The 23,420-nt window shown below is 40.6% G+C and carries 21 protein-coding genes; 19 read left to right on the plus strand and 2 right to left on the minus strand.

Translation table 11 applies throughout. The features are described from left to right. The first annotated feature begins 27 nt into the window (after positions 1-27). The 13 genes from DSM08_RS04455 to DSM08_RS04515 all read left to right on the plus strand — a co-directional run bounded on the left by DSM08_RS04455 (position 28) and on the right by DSM08_RS04515 (position 16,308). On the plus strand, positions 28-843 hold the full coding sequence (locus DSM08_RS04455) for a 3-keto-disaccharide hydrolase (RefSeq protein ID WP_149525028.1): 816 nt from the start codon (positions 28-30) through the stop codon (positions 841-843). Continuing rightward, positions 843-1,961 (plus strand): SGNH/GDSL hydrolase family protein, encoded by a 1,119-nt coding sequence (locus DSM08_RS04460; RefSeq protein WP_149525029.1) that lies wholly within the window; start codon positions 843-845, stop codon positions 1,959-1,961. Before DSM08_RS04455 ends, DSM08_RS04460 begins: the two co-directional genes overlap by 1 nt. A gap of 212 nt (positions 1,962-2,173) precedes the next feature. After that, positions 2,174-3,394: a FecR family protein gene (locus tag DSM08_RS04465; protein ID WP_149525030.1), complete on the plus strand. Its 1,221-nt coding sequence runs from the start codon at positions 2,174-2,176 to the stop codon at positions 3,392-3,394. A 190-nt stretch (positions 3,395-3,584) separates the two neighbouring features. Further along, complete coding sequence (locus DSM08_RS04470) at positions 3,585-6,923, plus strand: TonB-dependent receptor (RefSeq protein ID WP_187773973.1); 3,339 nt, start codon at positions 3,585-3,587, stop codon at positions 6,921-6,923. A gap of 11 nt (positions 6,924-6,934) precedes the next feature. Beyond that, entirely contained in the window at positions 6,935-8,581 is a 1,647-nt protein-coding gene (locus DSM08_RS04475; protein WP_149525032.1) for a RagB/SusD family nutrient uptake outer membrane protein, read from the plus strand. 25 nt (positions 8,582-8,606) lie between these two features. Next, complete coding sequence (locus tag DSM08_RS04480; RefSeq protein ID WP_149525033.1) at positions 8,607-9,353, plus strand: creatininase family protein; 747 nt, start codon at positions 8,607-8,609, stop codon at positions 9,351-9,353. Positions 9,354-9,363: 10 nt separating this feature from the next. Next, complete coding sequence (gene gluP / locus DSM08_RS04485) at positions 9,364-10,572, plus strand: glucose/galactose MFS transporter (protein ID WP_149525034.1); 1,209 nt, start codon at positions 9,364-9,366, stop codon at positions 10,570-10,572. A gap of 11 nt (positions 10,573-10,583) precedes the next feature. After that, the gene (locus tag DSM08_RS04490; RefSeq protein WP_149525035.1) at positions 10,584-10,880 is read left to right on the plus strand and encodes a UxaA family hydrolase; all 297 of its coding nucleotides are present in this window, start codon (positions 10,584-10,586) and stop codon (positions 10,878-10,880) included. Beyond that, positions 10,858-12,078 carry a UxaA family hydrolase gene (locus tag DSM08_RS04495; protein WP_149525036.1) on the plus strand — a complete coding sequence of 407 codons (1,221 nt, stop codon included), beginning with the start codon at positions 10,858-10,860 and terminating at the stop codon, positions 12,076-12,078. The genes DSM08_RS04490 and DSM08_RS04495 overlap by 23 nt, the downstream gene beginning before the upstream one ends. Positions 12,079-12,083: 5 nt before the next feature. Beyond that, on the plus strand, positions 12,084-12,920 hold the full coding sequence (locus DSM08_RS04500) for an amidohydrolase family protein (protein ID WP_149525037.1): 837 nt from the start codon (positions 12,084-12,086) through the stop codon (positions 12,918-12,920). A gap of 5 nt (positions 12,921-12,925) precedes the next feature. After that, entirely contained in the window at positions 12,926-13,303 is a 378-nt protein-coding gene (locus DSM08_RS04505; RefSeq protein WP_223110862.1) for a RidA family protein, read from the plus strand. 5 nt (positions 13,304-13,308) lie between these two features. After that, positions 13,309-15,618: a hypothetical protein gene (locus DSM08_RS04510; RefSeq protein ID WP_223110863.1), complete on the plus strand. Its 2,310-nt coding sequence runs from the start codon at positions 13,309-13,311 to the stop codon at positions 15,616-15,618. Positions 15,619-15,726: 108 nt separating this feature from the next. Then, positions 15,727-16,308 (plus strand): RNA polymerase sigma factor, encoded by a 582-nt coding sequence (locus DSM08_RS04515; protein ID WP_149525038.1) that lies wholly within the window; start codon positions 15,727-15,729, stop codon positions 16,306-16,308. Positions 16,309-16,741: 433 nt separating this feature from the next. Here DSM08_RS04515 and DSM08_RS04520 read toward each other — a convergent pair whose 3' ends face one another. Then, entirely contained in the window at positions 16,742-17,443 is a 702-nt protein-coding gene (locus DSM08_RS04520; RefSeq protein WP_149525039.1) for a YjjG family noncanonical pyrimidine nucleotidase, read from the minus strand. A 120-nt stretch (positions 17,444-17,563) separates the two neighbouring features. On the opposite strand from DSM08_RS04520, the gene DSM08_RS04525 reads away from it, so the two are divergent. The 6 genes from DSM08_RS04525 to DSM08_RS04550 all read left to right on the plus strand — a co-directional run bounded on the left by DSM08_RS04525 (position 17,564) and on the right by DSM08_RS04550 (position 21,884). Next, positions 17,564-18,439 carry a sensor histidine kinase gene (locus tag DSM08_RS04525; protein ID WP_149525040.1) on the plus strand — a complete coding sequence of 292 codons (876 nt, stop codon included), beginning with the start codon at positions 17,564-17,566 and terminating at the stop codon, positions 18,437-18,439. Next, positions 18,429-19,136, plus strand: coding sequence for a response regulator transcription factor (locus DSM08_RS04530; protein ID WP_149525041.1), 708 nt, complete (start codon positions 18,429-18,431; stop codon positions 19,134-19,136). Before DSM08_RS04525 ends, DSM08_RS04530 begins: the two co-directional genes overlap by 11 nt. A gap of 6 nt (positions 19,137-19,142) precedes the next feature. Next, on the plus strand, positions 19,143-19,658 hold the full coding sequence (locus DSM08_RS04535) for a hypothetical protein (RefSeq protein ID WP_149525042.1): 516 nt from the start codon (positions 19,143-19,145) through the stop codon (positions 19,656-19,658). 11 nt (positions 19,659-19,669) lie between these two features. Continuing rightward, positions 19,670-20,692 (plus strand): uroporphyrinogen decarboxylase, encoded by a 1,023-nt coding sequence (hemE, locus tag DSM08_RS04540; RefSeq protein WP_149527641.1) that lies wholly within the window; start codon positions 19,670-19,672, stop codon positions 20,690-20,692. 124 nt (positions 20,693-20,816) lie between these two features. Further along, positions 20,817-21,368 (plus strand): CopD family protein, encoded by a 552-nt coding sequence (locus DSM08_RS04545; protein ID WP_149525043.1) that lies wholly within the window; start codon positions 20,817-20,819, stop codon positions 21,366-21,368. A gap of 9 nt (positions 21,369-21,377) precedes the next feature. Further along, positions 21,378-21,884, plus strand: a complete 507-nt coding sequence (locus DSM08_RS04550; RefSeq protein ID WP_149525044.1) for a hypothetical protein — start codon at positions 21,378-21,380, stop codon at positions 21,882-21,884. On the opposite strand, the gene DSM08_RS04555 is transcribed toward DSM08_RS04550, so the two are convergent. After that, positions 21,872-23,308, minus strand: coding sequence for an NAD-dependent succinate-semialdehyde dehydrogenase (locus DSM08_RS04555; RefSeq protein WP_149525045.1), 1,437 nt, complete (start codon positions 23,306-23,308; stop codon positions 21,872-21,874). The two genes, DSM08_RS04550 and DSM08_RS04555, sit on opposite strands and share 13 nt — an antisense overlap. Positions 23,309-23,420: the final 112 nt, after the last annotated feature.

Here is a 23,420-nt window from a genome sequence, read left to right on the forward strand (position 1 = left end):
ATCTTTCAACTTAATCGACTAATGACTATGAAAAGAAATTTTGGGTATGGATTAATCGTTGCATTTGGTTTAACATTAGGTTCCTGTGCAACAAAATCATCTACCACAGCGCCTCAAGCGCAGCCTGTATACGAATTAAATAATCTTCCAAAGGTCAATCTTAAAGATTTCAAAAAGAACTCTGCGGGCGCTTATGTATTATTTGATGGGTCTTCTTTAAATGGATGGAGAGGGTACAATAAAGACCATGTGCCTGCAAAATGGGCTATCGACAATGGTACATTGAAATTCTCGAAAGCACCGGGAGGGAATGCGAAGGCGGAAGGTGGCGATATTATTTTTGCCCACGATTTTAAAAACTTTGAATTAGAATTTGAATGGAAAATCTCGCAAGCGGGAAACTCGGGTGTGTTTTTCTTAGCCAAAGAGGTTAAAAACCAACCAATCTATATCTCTTCTCCTGAGTATCAATTGCTAGACAATCAAAACCACCCGGATGCAAAGCAAGGTGTTGATGGCAACCGTAAATCCGCGTCTCTGTATGACATGATTCCAGCAAAGCCGCAGAATGCTTTCCCAGCAGGAGAGTGGAATAGAGCGAAGATTGTCGTTAATAAAGGGAAAGTAACGCATTATCAAAACGATGAAAAAGTTGTTGAATACGAACTATGGACGCCGTCTTGGATTGAATTGCTACAAGCTAGCAAATTCAGCAAGGAGAAATGGCCTTTGGCTTTTGAGTTGTTAAGTACTGTTGGTGGAAAAGAAAAGGCTGGCGTTATCGGTTTCCAAGACCACGGTGATGATATTTGGTTGAGAAATGTAACTGTAAAAGTATTATAATGAAGAAAACACTTCATAATTGGAAAGAGAGCTTATTGAGCTCTCTTTTCTTGCTTGTAGCTACTGGCAGTTTGTTGGCTCAAGGTATTTCCTGGCATAATCCATTGCAAGAATCCGCTCTGCAGGGACGTACAGCTGCTTTAAAAACAGAGGATGCGTACGCTCGATTGCCATTGAATTTGAAATCGGAAGTTCGTGAACCGGTGTGGTATCTGGGGCAGCAAGCTGCGGGTATCTATGTGGAGTTTGTTTCGAACTCGCCGGAAGTATCCGTGCGCTACAAGGTGCGCAATGCTTTGAATATGCCCCATATGCCGACCACCGGTGTGAGCGGTGTCGACCTGTATGCAAAGGGTGAAAAAGAGGGCGATTGGAAATGGTCTTTTGGCAAATACAAGTTCGCTGACACCATTACTTACAACTATGTAAACCTTGCAGTGCCAACGAATAAGGGGAACCACTATAGACTTTATCTCCCCCTTTATAATGCGGTTGATTGGATGGAGATCGGCGTAAATGAGGGAACGAGCTTTGAATTCAAGAAAAATACAGAAAAACCAATTATTGTCTACGGCACTTCCATTGCACAGGGAGCTTGTGCCACGCGTCCAGGTTTAGGCTGGACGAATATCCTCGGTCGTAACTTTAGCCAACCGGTGATCAATCTGGCGTTCTCCGGAAATGGTAGACTGGAACAGCCGATCCTCGACCTCATCAATGATGTCGATGCTGCTGCCTATTTGTTGGATTGCATCCCTAACCTAGGATTGAACAAAGATCGTTCGGCCGATGATCTGAAAAAGTTGATCATTAACGCTGTTTCTACCTTGCGTAAGAAGCATCCCAAGACGCCAATTATGCTGATGGCACACAGCTCTAGCGAGGTGCCGGGTATTATGAGCAAAACCAACCTTTCAGAATATGGCTCCTCTTCGGTGGTCGCATTCGAGACTTTTAAAGAGATTAAAGCAAAAGGCGATGCGAATTTGTATTGGGTGTCAAGTCAGGATATTGGCTTCGATATCGAATCTACCGTAGATTATGCCCATCCTAATGATATAGGCATGAAGAAGATTTCCGATGCTTATACCAAAGTTTTGAAACAAATTTTGAGGTAGTATTTAGTAGACATTAGATATAAGACATTAGACATTAGAGCAGGGCGCCGATAAGGCGCCTTTTTTTGTGATGGGTCGTCGTTATAGCTGGGTTTAGTCATTATGCATACTTTTCTCTGTTCTGTGAGGATCTTTTTTTTATGTAAAAAAATCAAACTTTTTTGCTAAGGTTTAATTCAGTTTCCCGTTTCTAGTGAAATTGTTTATAACCAATGTATAATCTCGATGAAATTTTATCGCTTTTACAGAAGCGAATCGATGGCAGTATAACTGAGGAAGAATCCACTATTTTAGAATGCTACGCTTCTTCCAATCCGTATTTCCAACGGGTTCTCGAAAAGATTGGAGAAGATGGTGTATTGTGGGATGATCTAGTTGAAAAATTAGAGTTAGAAAAATCCGATAAAGAATCATGGGAGGAAAGGTTGAGGATTCAAACATTGGGTAAGGTTCGGGAGCAAGAATTTAAAGTTTTCCCAAATAAGTTTAAGCGTATATCATGGCTTCGTATAGCGAGTCTATTACTTGTCACACTCTCCATTTCTACCTTGTTTATTTTATATCTAAAAAGTCGAAATAGTTCTAATATCGAGATTGTTAGTGAAATTCCAACGCCTTCTTCCAAAGCAATTCTGCGACTCGATAATGGAAAAGTTATCGAGCTTGATTCCGCGAAATCTGGGCTTCTGATAGATAACGGTTTATCCTATGTCGATGGAACATCTGTTGGCAATGACTCCGAACTATCAAACACTGTGATGCTCAGTTTGGAGGTTCCGAAAGGAGGTAACTATCATCTTGTTTTAGGCGACGGAACAAAGGTTTGGTTAAACTCGGGGAGTGTGTTGAAGTATCCTTTGAAGTTTAAAAACCAGGAGCGATTAGTAGAGCTGTCAGGGGAAGGGTATTTCGAAGTTTCTACGAGGGTCCATACAGACCTTTCAGATCAAGAGCAGGTTCGGACACCGTTCTTAATACATACAAAAAGACAAATTATAGAAGTGCTAGGCACAGCTTTCAATGTAGAAGCTTATGCTGACGATAAACTTGAGAAAACAAGTTTAGTACATGGTAGAGTCCGTGTTAGGGAAGTACTTAGATCTTCGGAAAAATTAAATCTAATTCCAGGAGAGCAGTCGATTATTAGCGATTCATCTATCGAGAAGACGCAATTTAATCCAGACGACATTTTAGGATGGAAGGATAATAAGTTCATTTTCAACAATACTGACTTGAGTCAAGCATTGAAAGTATTGAGTAGATGGTATGATTTCGATGTTCTTTATGAAGGCGAGGTGCCCCAATCTCAATTTTATGCAGAAATCAATCGTTCCAATAAATTAACCACAGTACTAAAAACACTAGAAAAAGGAGGTGTAAAATTCAGAATGGAAAAACAAGATAACCGCTTTCGGTTAGTAGTTAAGAAATAATGGATTAAAAATGAGTCCAAATAGTGCTGCTACACTATTTGGACGTGATTTAAATCAATTATTTAATCAATTGAACTGTAGGAAGGCCAATTAAAAGCAACAAAAACAATTTAAACCACTTAAAATTATGATTTTTTATTCAATTGTTAAAGACCGTATCAGGTCTTTAGGGAAGCCATTTTTACTAGCCATGAAATTAATAGTCTTATTAACTTTCTTAAATATCTGCACCGTTCTAGGGAATGGACTTGCGCAGCAAGTTACCCTGAAGGGGGAGGGCATTACTTTGGTACAGGCCATGCGCAGCATTCAACAGCAGACCGGTAAACAGTTTTTTCTGAATGGGAGAAAACTAGCCGAGCTTAGGGTGAATATTAATGTGAAATCGATGGATTTACCGCTCGCTATGGAGTCCCTTTTAAACGGAAAGCCGGTTTCTTGGGAAATGCAAGATGACATCATCGTAATTAAGCAAAAGCAGAACGGAAATCTGAAGCCTCAAAAATTGCAAATTCATGCGGAGAGTCTTAATGCTTGGAATCAGCAAAGCAACGTTCAAGGCGTTGTTAGCAAAGAGTCAGGAGAGCCTCTAGCTGGTGCCACCGTGGCTATAAAAGGCACTTCTGCTGCTGTTTCTACAAATGAAAGAGGCGAATATTCCTTATCCTATTCCACTCAAAACCCTGTTTTAATTGTCAGTTTGATGGGGTTTTCGAGTAAAGAAGTTGCAATCGGCAATCGATCAAATGTAAATATAACCTTATTGGAGGCTGTTGATGATATAGATGAGGTTGTCGTAGTTGGATATGGTACGCAGAAGAAAATCAATTTAACAGGTTCTGTGGCGACAGTTAGTGGCGATGAAATTGCAAAAACACCGACAAATAATTTATCGAATGCAATAGGTGGTCGTATGCCTGGGGTTTCCTCAGTGAACTCTGATGGTCGCCCGGGGAACGGATCCACTATTCGTGTTCGCGGATTAAGCACACTGAATGACAATAATCCACTCGTGGTAGTCGACGGTGTGGTTCGTTCCGATGGCTTTGGAAATATCGATCCAAACGAAGTCGCTAGCATTTCCGTTTTGAAAGATGCGTCAGCCGCAGCGGTTTATGGCGCTCGAGCAGCAAACGGTGTTATCCTGATTACCACAAAAAGAGGAAAAGTCGGAAAACCCGTTTTAACTTACTCTGGCATGGTAGGGCTGCAGGAGCCAACCCAATATCCAACGTTAATGACCGCTTATGACTATGGTGTTACGCGCAATCAGGCATTCTATAATCAAGGCTACGATCCGAATAACCCCGCACAGGCAAATAACTTCTATACCGATGCTGAATTACAGAAATTTAAGGAAAGTGGAACCGATTGGTATGCTGAAACGTTCAAAGATCGTAGTCCTAAAAATCAACATAATTTGAGTCTTCAGGGTGGTAGCGAGTCTGTTCGATATTTTGGTTCGCTAGGTTATCTGAACCAAACCGGATTATATGATAATATCGGTTTCAAACGATATAATATTCGTTCAAATATCGATGCTTCAATAACAAATAGTTTAACGGTTGGATTAAATCTTGAAGCACGACAGGAGCTATTTGAATCTCCAAGTTGGGACGCTTCGGAAATCTTTCATCGTGTTATCAACGCTTCTCCTACGCGTTTAGCATATCACCCTAGCGGTAGAGCTGCTAATACCACAGGTTCGCATCCGGTAGAAATGATAAGAAACTCTGGGTACAAAGATCAAGAATACGATATTTTTCAAGGAACCTTATTCTTCAATCAAAAGTTAGACATACTGACTGAAGGACTCGCACTGAATGGAAATTTCTCGTACTATAAACAACATTATTTCAATAAGGTGTTCGCGATGCCTTATACCATGTACGATGAAGATGCACAGGGAAATGTTACCAATGAAAAAATGGTGGGTAGTAAAACGTCTTTAACCGAAGGTTTTGATGCCTTGACCAATACGACTTACAATATTTCATTGAACTACGCCCGCGACTTTAATAATCATAATGTTGCCGGTATGCTACTTTATGAGCAATATGGAGCAAAAGGTAAAAACTTTACCGCGAGAAAGGAAGATTTCATATCAAATATAAAAGATGAATTTTTTGCGAGTGGGCCAACTAATCAATCCATTGATGGACGTGGATATATCAACGATGCACGTCGTTCGCTCGTGGGGCGCGTGAATTATGCTTTTGCAGGAAAATATTTGTTTGAAGGGACGTTTAGGTATGATGGCTCTTATCGTTTCCCGAAAGAGAGACGATTTGGCTTCTTTCCTGCAGTTTCTGCGGGTTGGAGAATTTCAGAAGAACCTTTTTTTAAGAATAATGAGAGTTTGAACTTTATAAATAACCTAAAGCTACGGGCATCTAAAGGTTTGATAGGTAATGATCGAGTGAATGCATATCAATTCTTGGAGAGTTATTCAATCATAACCGGGGCAGGGCCTGTGGTCGACGGGCAAGCTGTACCACAGGTTGGATATGGTGTTTATCCGAATTATAATATTACTTGGGAAAAACAAGACAACACGAACATTGGATTGGAATGGAGCCTATGGAATTCTATGTTGAATTTCGAAGTCGACTATTTCTTCCGACATACCCGCGACATCCTTTGGAGCAAGGATAGATCGGTTCCTGGAACTTTTGGCCGCCAGTTGCCAAATGAAAATTATGCCAAAGTTAAAAGTAAAGGTGTTGAATTCACTATCGGCCATCAGAACGCTGTTAATGACTGGAGTTACAATTTTAGGCTAGTGGGTTCTTATGCAACAAATGAAGTAACACAAATAGACGATCCCGCGAATGCGATGGACTTTAATAAGCAACTAGGGCGTCCCATTGGCTACCGTGCAGGCTACGAAGCATTGGGTTTATTTCGATCAAAAGAAGAAGCTGATTCATGGTATGGCGGCAAACAGTTCGGTTTGCAAAGTCTTCCAGGAGATATCAAATACGCTGATATCGACGGTGATGGCGAAATTACTATCCAAGACCAAAAAGTCATTGCTAACTATGGAAGTGAACCGCGCATTATGTACGGTTTTAATGGATCGCTTTCATGGAAGAATTTAGACATGAATTTCTTTTTCCAAGGAGCTTCACAACGTAATATGATGTTGACTGCCGCTGGACGTGTGATGTATTTGAACGGTGGGTCAAGTAATAACTTCGCTTATTTTGCTGATTCATGGTCTCCTGAGAATCCAGACGCCAAATATCCGCTTGCATGGGTTGACTCTCGATCAATCAATAATCGCGATTCTAATTTCTGGTTGCGCAAGGCCGGGTATGTGCGATTAAAGTCATTGGACTTGGGATATAATTTCTCTGGCGACTGGTTAGATAAAATCAAAGTCAGCAAAATGAGATTATATGTATCAGGATTTAATCTATTCACGATTAGCCAAATCGATGAATTAGATCCTGAAGCTGCAACAGGTGCTGGAAACTACTATCCGCAACAACGTAAATACAACCTAGGTGTTATGCTTTCATTTTAATTATTAACGTTATGAAATTCACAAAATATATAGCAATAGTCGCTTTCTTTACTTTCGCCTTTTCTTCCTGCGAGTCAGACTTTTTAGACCCCAAAAATCCATCGGCTATTTCAGAAGAAGACGTATGGTCGGACGGTAAATTAATTGAGTTATTAGTCAACCAAATGTATAATGATAGACAAGGATACGAATATTCAAATACGCAAGACAACATCGTCGATGAAGGTCGATGTAATTATACGGGGGATGCACCCAACCAAATCCTTCGAGGTCAATGGGATCAGACTTATAATCCATTGGGTTTTTGGGCATACCAACAGGTTCGTCGAGCAAACGAGTTTTTATCAAAGATTGATGGCGCTACGCTAGATGACGAAACGCGAAAGCGCCTAAAAGGAGAGGCGCGTTTTCTAAGGGCCTTTCTATATTTTGATATGGTCAAACGTTATGGTGGAATTCCAATCATAACAACACCACAAGACATCTCGGATGATTTGATGGTAAAAAGAGCCAGTATTAAAGAAACGTTTGACTTTATCGTGAGTGAATTAAGATTAGCTAAGGATGAACTACCCCCTTCAGCGCCGAGAGGAAGAGCATCCCAAGGGTCGGCCATGGCATTGTTAGGAAGAGCCTTATTGTATTATGCTAGTCCTCTGTATAACGAGGAAAACAATAGTTCACTTTGGGCAGAGGCTGCGAAAGCAAGCAAAGATGTAATGGATTTGAACAAATATAGCTTGTATCCCGATTTGAATAAAATCTGGTTGGATAAGGCAAATAATCACGTTGAGTCAATTTTTGAAATACAATATAAATTACCAGAAAAGCAACACAGCTGGGATGCTGGATTGAGACCCCTAATCCTTGCCAATAACAATGCTGGTCAACTATCTCCATTGCAGGAATTGGTAGACGCATTTCCGATGAAGAACGGAAAAGGAATCAAAGAAGCGGGATCAAATTACAATCCGAACGATCCCTATGTCGGTCGCGACAATCGTTTTTATGCATTCATCGCATTTAATGGGTCTAAAGTCAAGGGTACAACTTCTGGTCCGCCAGTTCGTGAAATCACGTTGGAAACATACTCAGGTGGTAGAGATTATGACGCCTCAAAAGAGAATACGATCTATAACACCATAACGAGCTACTATACGCGAAAAGCTATCAATCCAGATAATACAATATATACCGGCAGCACAGGAAGTGACCAGCCATGGATAGAACTGCGCTATGCAGAGGTTTTGTTGAATTATGCAGAGGCTCAGAACGAGGCGCTTTCCTCACCAGATGCTTCCGTCTATCAAGCGTTGAATACGCTGCGAAAACGCGCAGGTATAACGTCAGATTTGGCAGTAGGATCACTAAATAAAGTGCAGATGCGCGATTTGATTCGTAACGAACGTTATGTGGAAATGTGCTTTGAGAAGAAGAGATATTGGGATTTAAGACGTTGGAAATTGGCAGAAACAGTCTTAAACGGGAAAAAATATCACGGGGCCCTAATAACCAAGCATGCAGACGGAAGCTTCACATATGCTTATCCTGAAGTTGATGCAACACCGATCGTGTTTGAAAGCAAAATGTATTTTATGCCGATTCCACAAGGCGAAATTGATAAAAATGGAAACCTAGAACAGAACCAAGGTTGGTAGTGATAAACGCTAAAACTAATTTATTATGAGATACGAATTAATGATTCCGACACAGATTCGTAAAGCAATCGCTGACAACATTCCGGTCGTTCTTCCATTAGGTGTGTTGGAATATCATGGAGAGCATCTATGCACAGGAGTAGACACTTTGGTGATTACGGAGACGTTAGCACGATTAGAAAACGAAGTTCCCTTTATTATCTTACCAGCCTTTTATTATGGCGCTTCAAGCTACGCGGTCGAAGGCCCTGAAGCAAATGGTAGTATACATAATCGACCAGATATACTTTATCCTTTTGCAAGTTCATTATTTATGAACTTGCTAAGGATTGGTTTTCGGAATATCCATATCATTGTGCATCATCAGAGTGAGAATTTTGCAGCAGGGATGCCTACGGATTTATCTTTCAAATTAGCAGCACGGCAGACCTTGTTCGATTTTATTGAGCGGCAATCTGGTGAAGGCTGGTGGGGTAAAGCAGACGCTGCAAATTATTATGAAGGGCATGAGGAAGGCGATAATCCATTTAATTGGATTCAAGCTTATCCATTATTGTCCGATTCTATTCAAAAGGAATATCCTATTGATCATGCAGGGAAATTAGAAACAGCATTAATGATGGCAGTATGTCCTGAAGGGGTATATATGGATCATTTCTCGGAGGATAAATGGTATACGCAGACTGCAAAAGACGCCAACTTGGAGTACGGTGAAGCTGTCTTAGCCAGAGTTAAGGATCATTTGATAGCGAAATTGAAGCCGAAATCCTAATATCAAGATTATGAAAACATTGTCAACAGCAAATGTTAGGCTATATTTAATCATTATCGGGTGTATGTACGCGGTTTTGGGCTTTTCTATAGGAATAAATGCCTATTTCATCCCTTTTGTTCAAGAAGCATTTACATTAAAAACAGCAACGTCATATCTTATTATGACAGCTACTTTTTCAGCTTACGTGCTTTTTGCCATTCCTTCAGCAATGTTGCTAAAGAAGATTGGATACCGTAATTCTATATGTACCTCATTTTTCATATTGGCAAGTGGGTTCACACTAATAGCTTTTTCTTCCCAGTCAGCGAGTTTTGAATTATTCCTTTTCGGCCTTTTTGTGTTGGGGATTGCGCAGACCTTGCTCACGGACTCCATCAATTCTTATGTGACGATCCTGGGATCGCCGGAGTCCGCAGCCAAGCGAATCAGTATCATGGGGATCGCTGATAAACTAGCACTTGCAGGTGCATCCTTTATTTTGGCCCTGTTCTTAGACTTAAAGAATGTAGATATCAACCACCTAAAAATTCCATTTTACAGTATCGCTGCGATTGCCGTTTTAGTCGGGGTTGCGATATATTTTTCTCCTTTACCAGAAATATCCGCACCAGGTGAAGATAGCGAAAGTTCAGAGCTTGATGCCAGCGTTTATGGAAATACGAAATCATCCATCTTCCAGATCCCACATTTATATCTCGGCGCGATTGCAATATTCTTTGATGTCGGGGTGGAAATAATTGCTCTTGGATCAATTAATGATTATGCAAAGAGTTTAAATCTCGAACATCCTGAACACTATGTTTGGTATACGACCTTTGGAATGGTATTTGGCTACTTGTGTGGCGTAAGCCTAATACCAAAACGACTTTCCCAAAGACAGGGACTTGTTATATGCACACTTTTGGGTATAGTAACTACAATAGTTATATTGGTTGTAGAACCGATTATCTCTATCTATCTCGTCGCCGCTCTAGGCGTCGCAAACTCCTTACTATGGCCGACGGTATTTCCTTTGGCATTACGTGACCTGGGACGCTTTACTAAAAAAGGAGCTTCAGTGTTGGTGATGGGTATTATTGGGGGTGCAGTGCTTCCTTTAATCTTCGGTTATTTAGCGGATCTGTATGAACATCAAATCGCCTATTCAATCTGTATTCCTGCTTATCTATATCTGTTATTCTATGCTTTAATAGGCAGTAAGCTGAGACCACATTAACGTATAAATTGATGGAAAAGTTATATAAGATTAATGATAAAGACAATGTCTATGTTCTGAAAGAGCCGGTTTTATCGGGTGAATTCATTGAGATTGATGGTAATCCAATTAGAATTCCCTATGATATGGGACGCGGGCATAAACTCGCTGCCAGCAAAATCCAAAAAGGTGAAAAAGTCATCAAATTTTGTATGAAGATCGGTTCTGCCACGAAGGAAATCCAACTTGGAGAACATGTGCATTTACATAATTTGAAAAGCGATTATTTACCAACATATTCTAAGGATGAACGATTTGATAACAAGTAAAAATAACAGCCTAGGCAGTGGATATTTACGCGCGGATGGAAGGAAAGGAATTAGAAACATTGTGCTAATCGTTTATTTAGTAGAATGTGCCAGGCATGTCGCTCAAAAAATAGCCCTACAATTCGATGAACAGCAAGTTCAAATGATTGGATTTAGTGGCTGTTATCCGAATAGCTACGCCGAGCGAATGATGCATTCGCTTTGCACTCAACCAAATGTCGGAGCCGTGCTATTGGTGTCTCTGGGATGTGAAAGTTTTAACGGGAGCTCATTGCTGAAACATGTGGAGGCTTCCAACAGACCTGTAAAGCTGGTAGGTATTCAACAGACCGGCGGTACGAAAATGGCTATCGAGGAGGGTAAGCAGTTTATAACATTTGCATTAGCGCAATTAGATCAAATTCCTCGAACTGAGATTTATTGGAAAGATTTGATTATTGGGGTGGTCTCTGGAGGAAGCGACGCTACAAGTGGGTTGACTGCCAATCCAGCTACAGGATTAGCTTTCGATAAATTACAGACGCTCGATAGTACCTGTATTTTTGAAAACACCGGTGAAATGATTGGATTAGAGGATGATTTAAAACATAGAGCAAGTCGCCCAGACTTAGGGGAAGAACTAAAAAACACGATACTAAAGGCCGCATCCTATTATGCGAACATGGGGCATGGAAGTTTTGCCCCCGGAAATGCCGAGGGCGGCCTGACAACATTGGAAGAAAAGTCGATCGGTGCCTACTGTAAGAGTGGATCATCAGCAATAGTCGGATTGTTAAAACCTTGCGATCTACCAACGGTTCCTGGATTATACTTAATGGATATTGTACCTGATGGTGTACCTACATTCGGTTTTCCAAATCCAAATGATATCTCGGAAATGAATGAGTTGATCGCCTCGGGTGCTCAATGTATTTTATTTACCACTGGAAGAGGATCAGTAGCTGGCTCTGCAATATCTCCCGTCATAAAAATCATGGCAAACCCAGAAAATTATGTGCGTTTGGAGGAAAATATGGATGTGAATGCTGGAAAAATACTATTGGGCGAGAGCAGTTTGGAAGATATTGCGAATGAGATCATTCTTCGTATTGCAGAAGTAGCAGGCGGCAAGAGAACAAAAGCAGAAGAATTAGGACACTTTGAGTTTTCGCTTGGATATAAGTTTTTTGAACCGGCAGGACCTTCCTGTTTAGCCTGAAGTTTATGATAAAAATAGATAGCCACATCCATTTCTGGAAATACCATCCGATAAAAGATGCTTGGATTACCGACGAAATGGAAGTCCTAAAGTCAGATTATATGCCCGATGATTTATTGCACCAGATGAATGATTCAGGCATCGAACAAGGGGTTTTAGTGCAAGCGGATCAGAGTGAAAATGAGAATGATTTTCTATTAACGATCGCTAAACAGCACGCTTCTTTTGTTGCGGTCGTTGGATGGGTTGATTTTCGGAGCAACAACATTGAAGAAAGACTGGCATGCTATGCAAAGAATAGCCTGATGAAGGGATTTAGACATATTGTCCAATCGGAGCCTGATCTAAATTATTTATTGAAACCATCTTTTATGAATGGGATCGCCTTGTTGAAGAAGTACAATTTTAGCTACGATGTATTAATCTACCCGAAACATCTAGATATAGCGTTAGAATTTTGTAAGACATTGTCTGATCAGAAATTAATAATAGACCATATTGGTAAGCCAGACATCAAGAATAGAAATTTCACAGACTGGAAAAAGAAGATAAAAGAGTTTAAGTCAATGGATCATGTTGGCTGTAAATTAGCCGGTCTAGTTACTGAAGCTGATTGGAATCATTGGAAAGTCGATGATTTTAAGGAAGTCATTGATTTTTGCCTATCGGTATTTGGCCCAAATAGGATGATGTTTGGAAGTGATTGGCCTGTATGTAAGGTCGGCGGATCTTATACGCAAGTTTGTGCTATTGTTGAACAACATATTTCGAAGCTTACCGAGCTAGAACAGGCAGCGATATGGGGAAACACATGTCGAGATTTTTATAATATTAAACCATAAACCAAATGATGAAAAGTATAAAACACCCAATGAGGCCGCTCAACTCTGACCCTCCGTTAAGCGATGCCATATTAGATGGTAATTGGATGTATGTAAGTGGACAAGGTTCTGTTGACGTTTCGACAGGAACCTTTCTTCTGAACAATATTGAAGAGGAAACTAAGCAAACGATGGAGAACATAAGACTAATCTTGTCGCAAGAGGAGATGGGGTTTCAAAACATCGTGAAATGTAATGTTCATTTAGCTAATATGGACGATTTCGAAGCCTTTAATTCCGTTTATCGAACCTATTTTCCAAATATTAAGCCTGCGCGAACGACCGTACAATCTGTTCTTATGCAGGGAATAAAAGTAGAAATTGATTGTGTTGCAAAAAAGTAAATATTATGACCTTAACATCATCTATTAATAGACGTCAGTTTTTAGCGAGTAGTGGATTGGCAGTTGGAGCCTTCCTTGGCTTAGGAATGATACCTTATCAGTTTCAACAAATAGAGCCTGATACTGAGGGGCCTTTGGCATTAGTTCCAACGCATTTTCCAAGTTTACTACATGCTTTTGTGTGGCGAAATTGGAATTTAGTACCCACTGAACGCATGGCAAAGACCATTGGCGCCACCGCTTCGCAGATAAGAGGACTTGCACGGGAAATGTTGCTGCCGAAGGAGCAATCGGTTAGCGATTCGCAGTGGGAGCGCAGTTATCTAACTGTTATTCGAAGAAATTGGCATTTATTGCCGAAGTCTCAACTTTTGATCTTAATGGATTGGACAAATGAGCATTTGGAGTTTACGCTTATAGAAGATGATTTTTTCTACGTAAAACTAGGGAATCTAAAGCCTAAATGTAAAACTTTAAATTATTCCGAAGCTATGAAGAGCTTGGATAAGGCAGAATTGGCGAAGTTTAAGAAGCGCTTGCAATCCGTGTTTCCCAAAGGATTACCAAAGCAAGAGGAACCTTTCTTCCATTTTGTCGAAGAGCTATCGGCGGCAAGTCCGACGAAAGTCGAAGAGGGAGATTCCATGTTTAGCCCAAGATTAGCTTACCCATATTTCGCATTATTTGGTGATCCTCTATTATCGGAGAGTACTGATTCTTATCCAGACGCATATTTAGAAAAAATGCACGCTAAAGGTGTCGACAGTATATGGATGCATATTGTGTTAAGCAAAATATCGCCCTTCCCTTGGGATATGAAACAAAGTAAGAACTGGGAAAAACGATTGGCTAATATGGTAAAATTGGTAGATCGCGCCGGTCAGAAGGGTATAAAAATCTTTTTGTATCTGAACGAGCCTCGAAATCAAACGAAAGAATTTTTTGCTAAATATCCTCAGTTGAAGGGCAGTGGAAATTCATTATGTACGAGTAAATCTGAAGTGCAGGAATATTTAAAAAGTTCACTTGCAGTGATAGCAGAGCGAGTACCAGGTTTAGGTGGTTTTTTCTCGATTAGTGCCTCTGAAAATCCGACGCATTGTTGGTCGCACAATCGGGGTAATCTATGTCCTGACTGCGGACCCAAAGGGGCAGGAAAGGTTATTGCAGAGTTGAATAATTTATATATCGACGCTATTGAAAATGGGTATCGAAAGGCTAAAAAAACACTGGCCAGCCATGCTGAAAGACCACGATTGATTGTTTGGGACTGGGGGTGGCAGGACGGCATCGCGGAAGTTGTATTGCCGAGTCTGAAGAACGAGTCACTGAGTTTTATGAGCGTGAGCGAATGGAGTTTGCCAATTGAAAGAGGAGGAATAAAAAGCCAAGTAGGCGAGTATTCAATAAGCAGTATCGGTCCTGGACCAAGAGCTACAAAGCATTGGAAAATAGCGAAGGAAAACAATATAGCCTGTATGGCAAAAATTCAAGCTAACAATAGCTGGGAAATCGGTGCAATACCGTATATCCCCGCTTTATACAATGTTGGACAACATATTTCAAACTTAAGGAATGCTGGAGTAACGGGATTAATGTTAGGTTGGAGTTTGGGAGGATATCCATCTCCAAACCTCGAATTAGTCGATATGCTCGGCAAAAACAAATCGATGCCCTTCGAGGAAGCAATATTGAAAGTCGCTGAAAATCGTTATGGAGAGTACGGTACTAAAGTCGCTGAAGCTTGGAAGATTTTTAGTATGGCTTTTAGGGAGTTTCCTTACAATATCAGTGTAGTATATACGGCGCCATTACAAGCTGGACCATCCAATCTTCTATGGAAAAACGAAACAAATTACAAAGCGACCATGGTGGGATTGCCTTATGACGATTTGAAGAGCTGGCGAAGTATTTATCCTGAAGATGTTTTTGTAAGCCAACTTCAGAAGGTGTGTGACGGATTTTCAAGTGGGATATTGATTTTGAAATCTGCAACGAAGAACAATAATATTAGCAAATTGATGCAACAAGAGATTAACGTTGCGGAAGCTCTTTATTTGCATTACGCTAGCATCGTTAATCAAGCAAAGTTTATTATGGCTAGAAGGGAGCTTCAATCGTCAAATTCAAATGACGTCAAAGCGAAACTGAAAAACATATTGAAATCGGAAATTGATCTGGCTCTTCGTTTGGCGGAGGTGCAAGGGAGTGATTCTCGTATCGGTTTTGAAGCTTCAAACCACTATTTTTACGTCCCGCAGGATTTATTTGAAAAAGCGCTGAATTGTTCTCAGTTAATTGAGGACTATTCATAGCTTTCGGCGTAATATTACATTGAATGGCGTCATTGATAAAATGACGCTATTTGTTTTAGAGTGTTAAAACTATTTAGTAATTTCAAGAATAAACCTAAGCACTATTTTATGATACCTTCATCAGTGCCATTGTCAGATTTAAGAAATGGAAAGGAAGCTGGACTCACCTTTTACATGTCGAAATATGGGAGTTCGTTACGCTTCTTCGCATATTCAATTGTGAAAGATAAAGGCGCAGCAGAAGAGATTGTTTCGGATAGTTTCTACAAGTTATGGAATGGCAGGGAAAGAACAAAGACGGAGGATAATGTAAGGGCATTCCTTTACCTTTCTACCAGAAATGCTTGTTACGATTATGTGGATTTGAATGTAAATCGTGCGAAACACGATTCTGATGCTCTTGATATGTTAATCCAACCCGACCAGGATTTTGAAGCTCAAATAATCTATAATGAATTATTAAACGCGATTTCAAAGGAATTGGAGAAATTGCCAGCTACGCAAGCAAAAGTCTTTAAGATGTCTTTTTTCGAAGGATTGGAAACTAAAGAAATATGTGATATGCTGGACACGACTCCGAGTACTGTTTACTTTGCTAAATCAAAAGCAATACAAACTTTAAAGGAAATATTTAAAGAGAAAAATCTTAAATATTATAGTCTATTTTTATTTTTTATTTTGAATAAATAGGTTAGTAATTAGTAGCTAGTATTTAGTATTAAGACCTATGGCGGCCAATATCGGTCGCCTTTTTTTAGGGTTGTCTTGAATCAGGAAAGGAAGGATGAAAAAGATAACCATGATCCTGCCAATCCCTAAATCCTTCCTTTCCTGCTTCAAAGACGATACATCCTGCTAATCTTTGCATCCTTCCTTTCCTGGTTCAAGACACAAAAGTCTAATGTCTCATATCTAATATCTAACATCTATAAGACAACTACCACTCAGTTCCCTTTCAAACCCAATACAAACCCAATACAGACCCCAATCAGAGCCGTGCCGAAAGGGCTATACATTAGGTTTAATACACTTTAACAATGGCGCATACCCATAGCAATCCCTTGCGAGCATAAATCGTCGCACGGCAAGCAATCCAAAAAAGTAAAATGCATAGAATTTCCCGCTAGAACAACTCCTGCAGTTCCTTCAGATCTTTGATCATATAATTCACATCGCCGGGTTTCTCGACTTCCAGTGGATTGAAGAAAATAGCTTCAATTCCGGCGTTCTGCGCACCACGAACATCCGCATCGATATTATCACCGATCATGACAGCCTGTTCACGCAGTGCCTGTCCATTTTGTAATGCATGTTCAAAAATCCGGGGGTCCGGTTTGTTGATGCCGATAATCTCGGAGATAACGATGGTATTGAAGTAGGGGGACAGCTTGCTGTGTTCCAGCTTCTTTTCGCAGGCCTCTTTAAAGCCGTTGGAAATTAGGTGAAGGGTATATTTATCCTTTAGATACGCTAAGGTCTCGTGCGCATTAGGGAATAGATTCGTTTTAGTAGGGCAGATGGCGAGGTATTCTTCCTCAAATTCTGTAGGAAACATGCTGGGGTCAACCCCTAACTGGGTAAAGGTGTCCGCAAAACGCAAATAGCGCAAGGTAGGCTTATCTATTTTTCCATGGTGATATAATCCCCAAACGCGGTGGTTATTGATCGTATAAGTTTCGATAAAACTATCGGAAGTTGGGATATTGAAAAGATCATCAAACTTATATTTGAAGTACAAGTCGTGGAGGGTTTCCTCCGCATTTTTATCAAAATCCCAAATGGTATGGTCTAGATCGAAGAATAGATGCTTTTTGTCGTTGAACATATGCAAATATACAGTGCCGCGCTTGGCAACGCAATTTTGATTCTCGCTTTATTGTCATAATGTCTTGGGTATTTCCTATTGAAAGGCTATTTAAGTACATTTGCACGGGAAACATAGCATATGAGAAAAGCCTTATTTCTATTTTACTTTCTGATTTTTTATGCCATCACACAGTTACTGTGGTGGGGTTATATTTTGATTAAATTCGAACCAGAGAGGAAAGGCATGATTATCGGTGAAGGATTGATTTTTATGCTCATTTTTATCTGGGGCGCGTTGAAGCTGAAGAAGCAGGTGAAGCGCGAACATGAGATCAATACCCAGCAACAAAACTTTCTACTTGCTGTGACGCATGAGTTAAAATCGCCATTGGCATCTGTCAAATTATATATTCAAACGATTCTAAAAAGAGAATTGGATAGAGAACAGCAAAAGGTTTTCCTGTCGAATTCGTTGAAAGATATAGAACGCTTGGACGACTTGGTGGAGAATGTATTATTATCTACAAAATTAGAAAATCGTGCTTATCAATTACCAAAAGAGGTATTTGATATGTCGGAACTGGTAGAACAGATCATCGATCGCTTGCAGAAGAATGCTTGCAAAACGCAGGTTATTAAAGCGGATTTGGATGAACATATCAAGCTGAAAGCCGATAAATTTGCTATTACGAACGTTATTACCAACCTTGTCGAGAATGCGGTAAAGTATTCTCCAGCCTGTGGAATGATCTATGTGAAGCTGAAAGAAGAGAGTGGAAATCTGATTTTTTCGGTTGCTGATCATGGTATCGGTATCCCAGACGAGGAAAAAAGACTTATATTTAATAAATTTTATCGAGTGGGCAGTGAAGCAACTCGTAAAACCAAGGGTACAGGTTTGGGGTTATATATTGTGAGGACTGTTTTACAGAAACACAATGCCTCCATCCGGGTGAAAGATAACAAGCCATCCGGTAGTATCTTTGAAGTAACTTTTGAAAATTATGCAAAGTAAACAACGTATACTTTTAGTTGAAGATGAAGAGCATCTATTAGAGGCGATCAAGTTAAACCTAGAGCTTGAGGGCTATCGCGTAACAACGGCAACAGACGGTAAAAAAGCATTGAAAATATTTAAGGAAGAGCGTTTTAACTTAATTATTCTAGATGTGATGATTCCTGAAATCGACGGATTCCAGGTGGCAGAAACTATCCGATTGCAGAATTCTGAAGTTCCTATTATGTTCTTAACGGCTAAGAATAGCAGTGAAGATCGCATTACGGGATTAAAGAAAGGCGCCGATGATTACTTGGTAAAACCTTTCAACTTGGAAGAGCTGATCCTGCGCGTGAGCAACTTGATCCGTAGAGGAATGAAAGGTGATGATCTGAAAGAATTGAACTCTTATACCATCGGGGATAAGACGATTTATTTCAACTCCTTCGAGCTGCACCAAGCTGATGGAACAATCACCTCGCTTACTAAGAAAGAGACGATGTTATTGAAGCTTCTGATCGAGCGTCGTAACGAAGCAGTCTCTCGCGAGCAGATTCTTGAAACGGTTTGGAATTATGATGTTTACCCTTCAACACGTACCATCGATAATTTCATCTTGACCTTTAGGAAGTATTTTGAACCCGATCAAAAGCATCCAATCTATTTCCACTCGATTCGCGGTGTTGGGTATAAGTTTACCGATAACCAGAACTAGGTAAGGATGACCAATAGAGCTAGAAAAATAGTTATCGCAATTGCGATCGCATTTCTCTTGTATGCTGTCTTTGCAAAGCATTATAATATTGCAGTTTATATCTTCGGAGGTATCGCCTACTTGGTATGGAGTTACCTGAAAGAGGGGACTGTATATTTAGCGACGCAAGCATTTCATAAGCAAGATTATGAAAAAACAAAACGCCTTTTAGCGGAGATTAAGAACCCAGATCGACTTCGTAAGGGTCGCAGAAACTTCTACGAGTTTATGATGGGCAATATTTTGTTGAAGGAGGAAAAGATTGAAGAAGCGGAGTATCATTTTCAATTGGCATCGCGTTTGCCTTGGCGTCGCGACCATGAAAAGGGTATGGTGCTTATCAATTTGGCGAGCATCAACTTGCGCAAGAAAGAATACGATAGGGTAGAAGGTTATGTGGACGCGGCAGAGAAGTTGAAGCTGACAGCAAGACAACAGTCTATTCTAGAAAAAATAAAAAACGAAGTAAATAAACATAAATAGTGAACAATTCATTGAAGAACGATCTTTTGATTCGTGCTGCATTATCGCAGCCTACGGAAAGACCTCCTGTGTGGATGATGAGACAGGCAGGCAGATTTATGAAAGAGTATTGGGAAATTAAGAACAAATATTCTTTCCTAGAGATGTGCAAAACGCCTGAAATTGCGGCGGATGTAACCATGTTGCCGATTGATTTGCTAGATGTGGATGCGGCGATTTTATTCTCCGATATCCTAGTGACAGCAGAGGCGATGGGTGGCGACTTGTCTTTCGAGCAAGGTGTGGGTCCAAGATTTTCTAACCCGGTTAGAAATCTGCAGGATGCAGAAAAACTTTCGGTAGATTGTTTAGATCGCTTGCAATATGTTGGCGACGCCATCAAGGTTATCCAACAACGTTTGGACGGCAAAGTGCCATTGATTGGTTTCGCCGGGGCGCCTTTCACTATCTTAAGTTATTTGGTTGAAGGTGGTTCTTCTAAGGATTTCAAATTGACAAAAACCTTGTTGAACAACCAACCTGAGTTGGCACATTACATTTTGCAAAAAATTGCTGATGTGACCATCGAGTATTTAAATATGCAGGTTGACGCAGGCGTAAATGCTTTGCAGTTGTTTGATAGCTGGGCTTTGGCGCTTTCATGGAATGACTATCAAGAGTTTTCGCACAAATACAATAAGTACATTCTTTCTAAATTGAAAAGAACGGTTCCGGTGATTTCTTTCTGTAAAGGAAGTTCTGTTTTTGCGCCATTAATGGCCGAAGCACAACCGGATGTCGTATCAGTAGATTGGAATGCAGACTTATTGAACATTAAAAAATCGCTTCCAGCAGGTATGGCGGTTCAAGGTAACTTAGATCCGTTCGTATTATATGCTGACAAACCGGTGATCAAGAAAAAGATTCTTGATCTATTCGAGCGTATGCGCGGTGAAGACGGCTTTATTTTTAACTTGGGCCACGGTATCATGCCGGATATCCCATTTGATAACGTCAAATTCGCGGTGGAAACGATTAAAGAGTATCGCTATTAATTATCTCCATTTTAGATAGAAAGAGGAGCTGTGTGTATATGCAGCTCCTCTTTGTCTTTATTCCTTACCTTCGCCTGTTATTTATTGGCTGATTAATTGTTATTTTTGAAGATATTATTTTAATATGCTCTATCTATACGCGAAAGCGATACATATAATCTTTGTCGTATGCTGGATGGCGGGTTTGTTCTACATGCCGCGTTTGTTTATCTATCATACCGAGGCGAAATCTAAATCTCCTGTGGAATATCAGGTCTTGCACAAGCAATTTACGATTATGGAAAATAGGCTTTGGTGGGTCATCACGACGCCTGCTATGTATATTACCGTTGTTTCTGCACTTTTGATGCTCTATATCAATCCAGGATTATTGTCGATGGGATGGATGCATATCAAATTGACTTTTGTGGCTGGGTTGATCGCCTACCATTTTATCAGTCAGCAGATGATGTTCAAGTTGCGTGATGAAAAGCTTACCTGGACGTCGAATAAGCTTCGTATGTGGAACGAAGTGTCTACATTGATACTCTTTGCTATTGTATTTTTAGTGGTGCTCAAATCGTCGCTAAATTGGATATTTGGGGTGATGGGCCTATTAGGCTTAAGCATTTTATTGATGATATTGATAAAGCTTTACAAGAAGTACCGAAAGGCGAAGGGTGAAAAAGTCGATTAAAACAGTCATATGAGATATGTACTATTATTTTTTTGCAGTTTACTAGGCCTAAGTTCTGTACAAGCGCAGGATCATAATTGGGCATTTGGATTTTACGGCGATGTGCAGTTGGAAGACCCTTCCTACAACGGCAGTTTTGGTGTTCAGGGAAAGTACGATATCGGAAATTACCAAGCGTTGCAAGCACAGGTGCATGGACGTGGCGATTTTGTTGCGGTAGGCGCAGACTATCTTTTCAACCTGCTGAATAAAGAGAAGTCTAGTTTCAATGTGTTCTTAGGTGGGGGATTTAGCCAAGAATTCTATACCTATGATATGACGGTGATTGAAGGGGAAACACAGCCTGTCCGTACCAAGGATAACTTTTCCGTTGCGAATGGACAAGCTGGTTTGAGTTATTATTTTGCTCCGGTTCAGCTATCGCTTTATGCGGGATACAAATTAAAGTATCAGTTCAAAAACGAAGTGACGGAGCCGAATTATGTAATGTTTGGATTACGCTATCATATCTGGTAACCAAAGCACATATATTTCACTTCGATATATTCGTCTAAGCCGTATTTAGAACCTTCTCTTCCTAATCCTGATTCTTTCACTCCACCGAAAGGTGCTGCGGCATTGGAAATAAGACCTGCATTGATTCCCACCATACCGGCTTCTAATTGCTCCGCGACGCGGAAACAGCGAGTGACATTGTCGCTATAGAAATAGGATGCTAAACCAAACGGTGTATCATTGGCTAATTTTATCACCTCTTTTTCCGTCTTGAACCTGAATAGTGCACAGATGGGGCCGAAAGTTTCTTCTTCTGCAATGATGCTATCATGTGGGACATCTAGCAATACTGTCGGTTCGAAGAAGTTGCCTTTTATGGCTTTTCCACCGGTTGCAATAGTTGCGCCTTTCTCTGTGGCATCTTTCACATGATGTATTACTTTTTCTAAACCTTCAGGATTAATAAGTGGGCCCACTTGCGTGGTTTTCTTCAAGCCATCTCCAACTTCAAGTTTCTTTACCGCTGCCGTCAATTTCTTTGCAAATTCATCATAAACGTCATCTTGCACATAGAATCGATTGATAGAAACGCAGGTTTGTCCGGTATTTCGGAATTTGCCGGCGATAGCACCTTCGACTGCTTTATCGATATCTGCATCGTCAAAGACGATAAATGGCGCATTCCCACCTAATTCCAAAGAGATGCGTTTGATACTAGATGCTGCCTGCGACATCAGCGTTTTACCTACTGCGGTAGATCCGGTAAAGGATATCTTCCGAACAAGCGGATTAGTTGCCATCTCTTCGCCCAAACCACGACTGTCTTTCGACGTGATAACATTGAGGACGCCCTTAGGGACTCCGGCTTCTTCGGCAAGCTTAGCGAACGCAATGGCAGAGAAAGGTGTCTGCGAGGCTGGTTTAAGCACTACGGAGCATCCTGCGGCTAGGGCAGGAGCCACCTTGCGGGTAATCATCGCCAATGGGAAGTTCCATGGGGTTATTGCAGCAACTACACCAACACCTTGCTTAATGGTCTGCATTCTGTTGTTTCCGGCCGTTGAGGGGATTGTTTCGCCATAGGCGCGCTTTGCTTCTTCCGAAAACCACTCGACGAATGAGTTGGCATAATCGACTTCGGTTTGTGATTCCTTGATCGGCTTGCCACTTTCCAGGGTCATGATTTCGGCGAGTTCGTCCCGGCGCTCGTTGATTAGGTCGAAGAGGCGTCGTAGTATTCTCGAACGTTCGCCTACTGCCGTACCGCGCCATGTTAACCAGGCATCATGAGCGGCCTTGATATATTTCTTTGCATCTTTTACCGACAGATCCGGTAGAACGCCTACGGGTTTCTGGGTAGAAGGATTGATGATTTCAAAAGTCTTATCGGCTGTAATAAAGGCACCATTGAAATAGGCCTTCTCTATCAATAGGGTATTTTTCATGATCTCTTTTTCTTAGCAACGTATGAATCAAGGATTTGTTCATATCCGATGCTGATTTGGAATAAAGCTAAAACTTAGGGTATTATATTAATAGAAAAGGAGGATGTTTAAT

Origin of the sequence: Sphingobacterium hotanense (assembly GCF_008274825.1) — a bacterium.
In the GTDB taxonomy this organism is placed as follows: domain Bacteria; phylum Bacteroidota; class Bacteroidia; order Sphingobacteriales; family Sphingobacteriaceae; genus Sphingobacterium; species Sphingobacterium hotanense.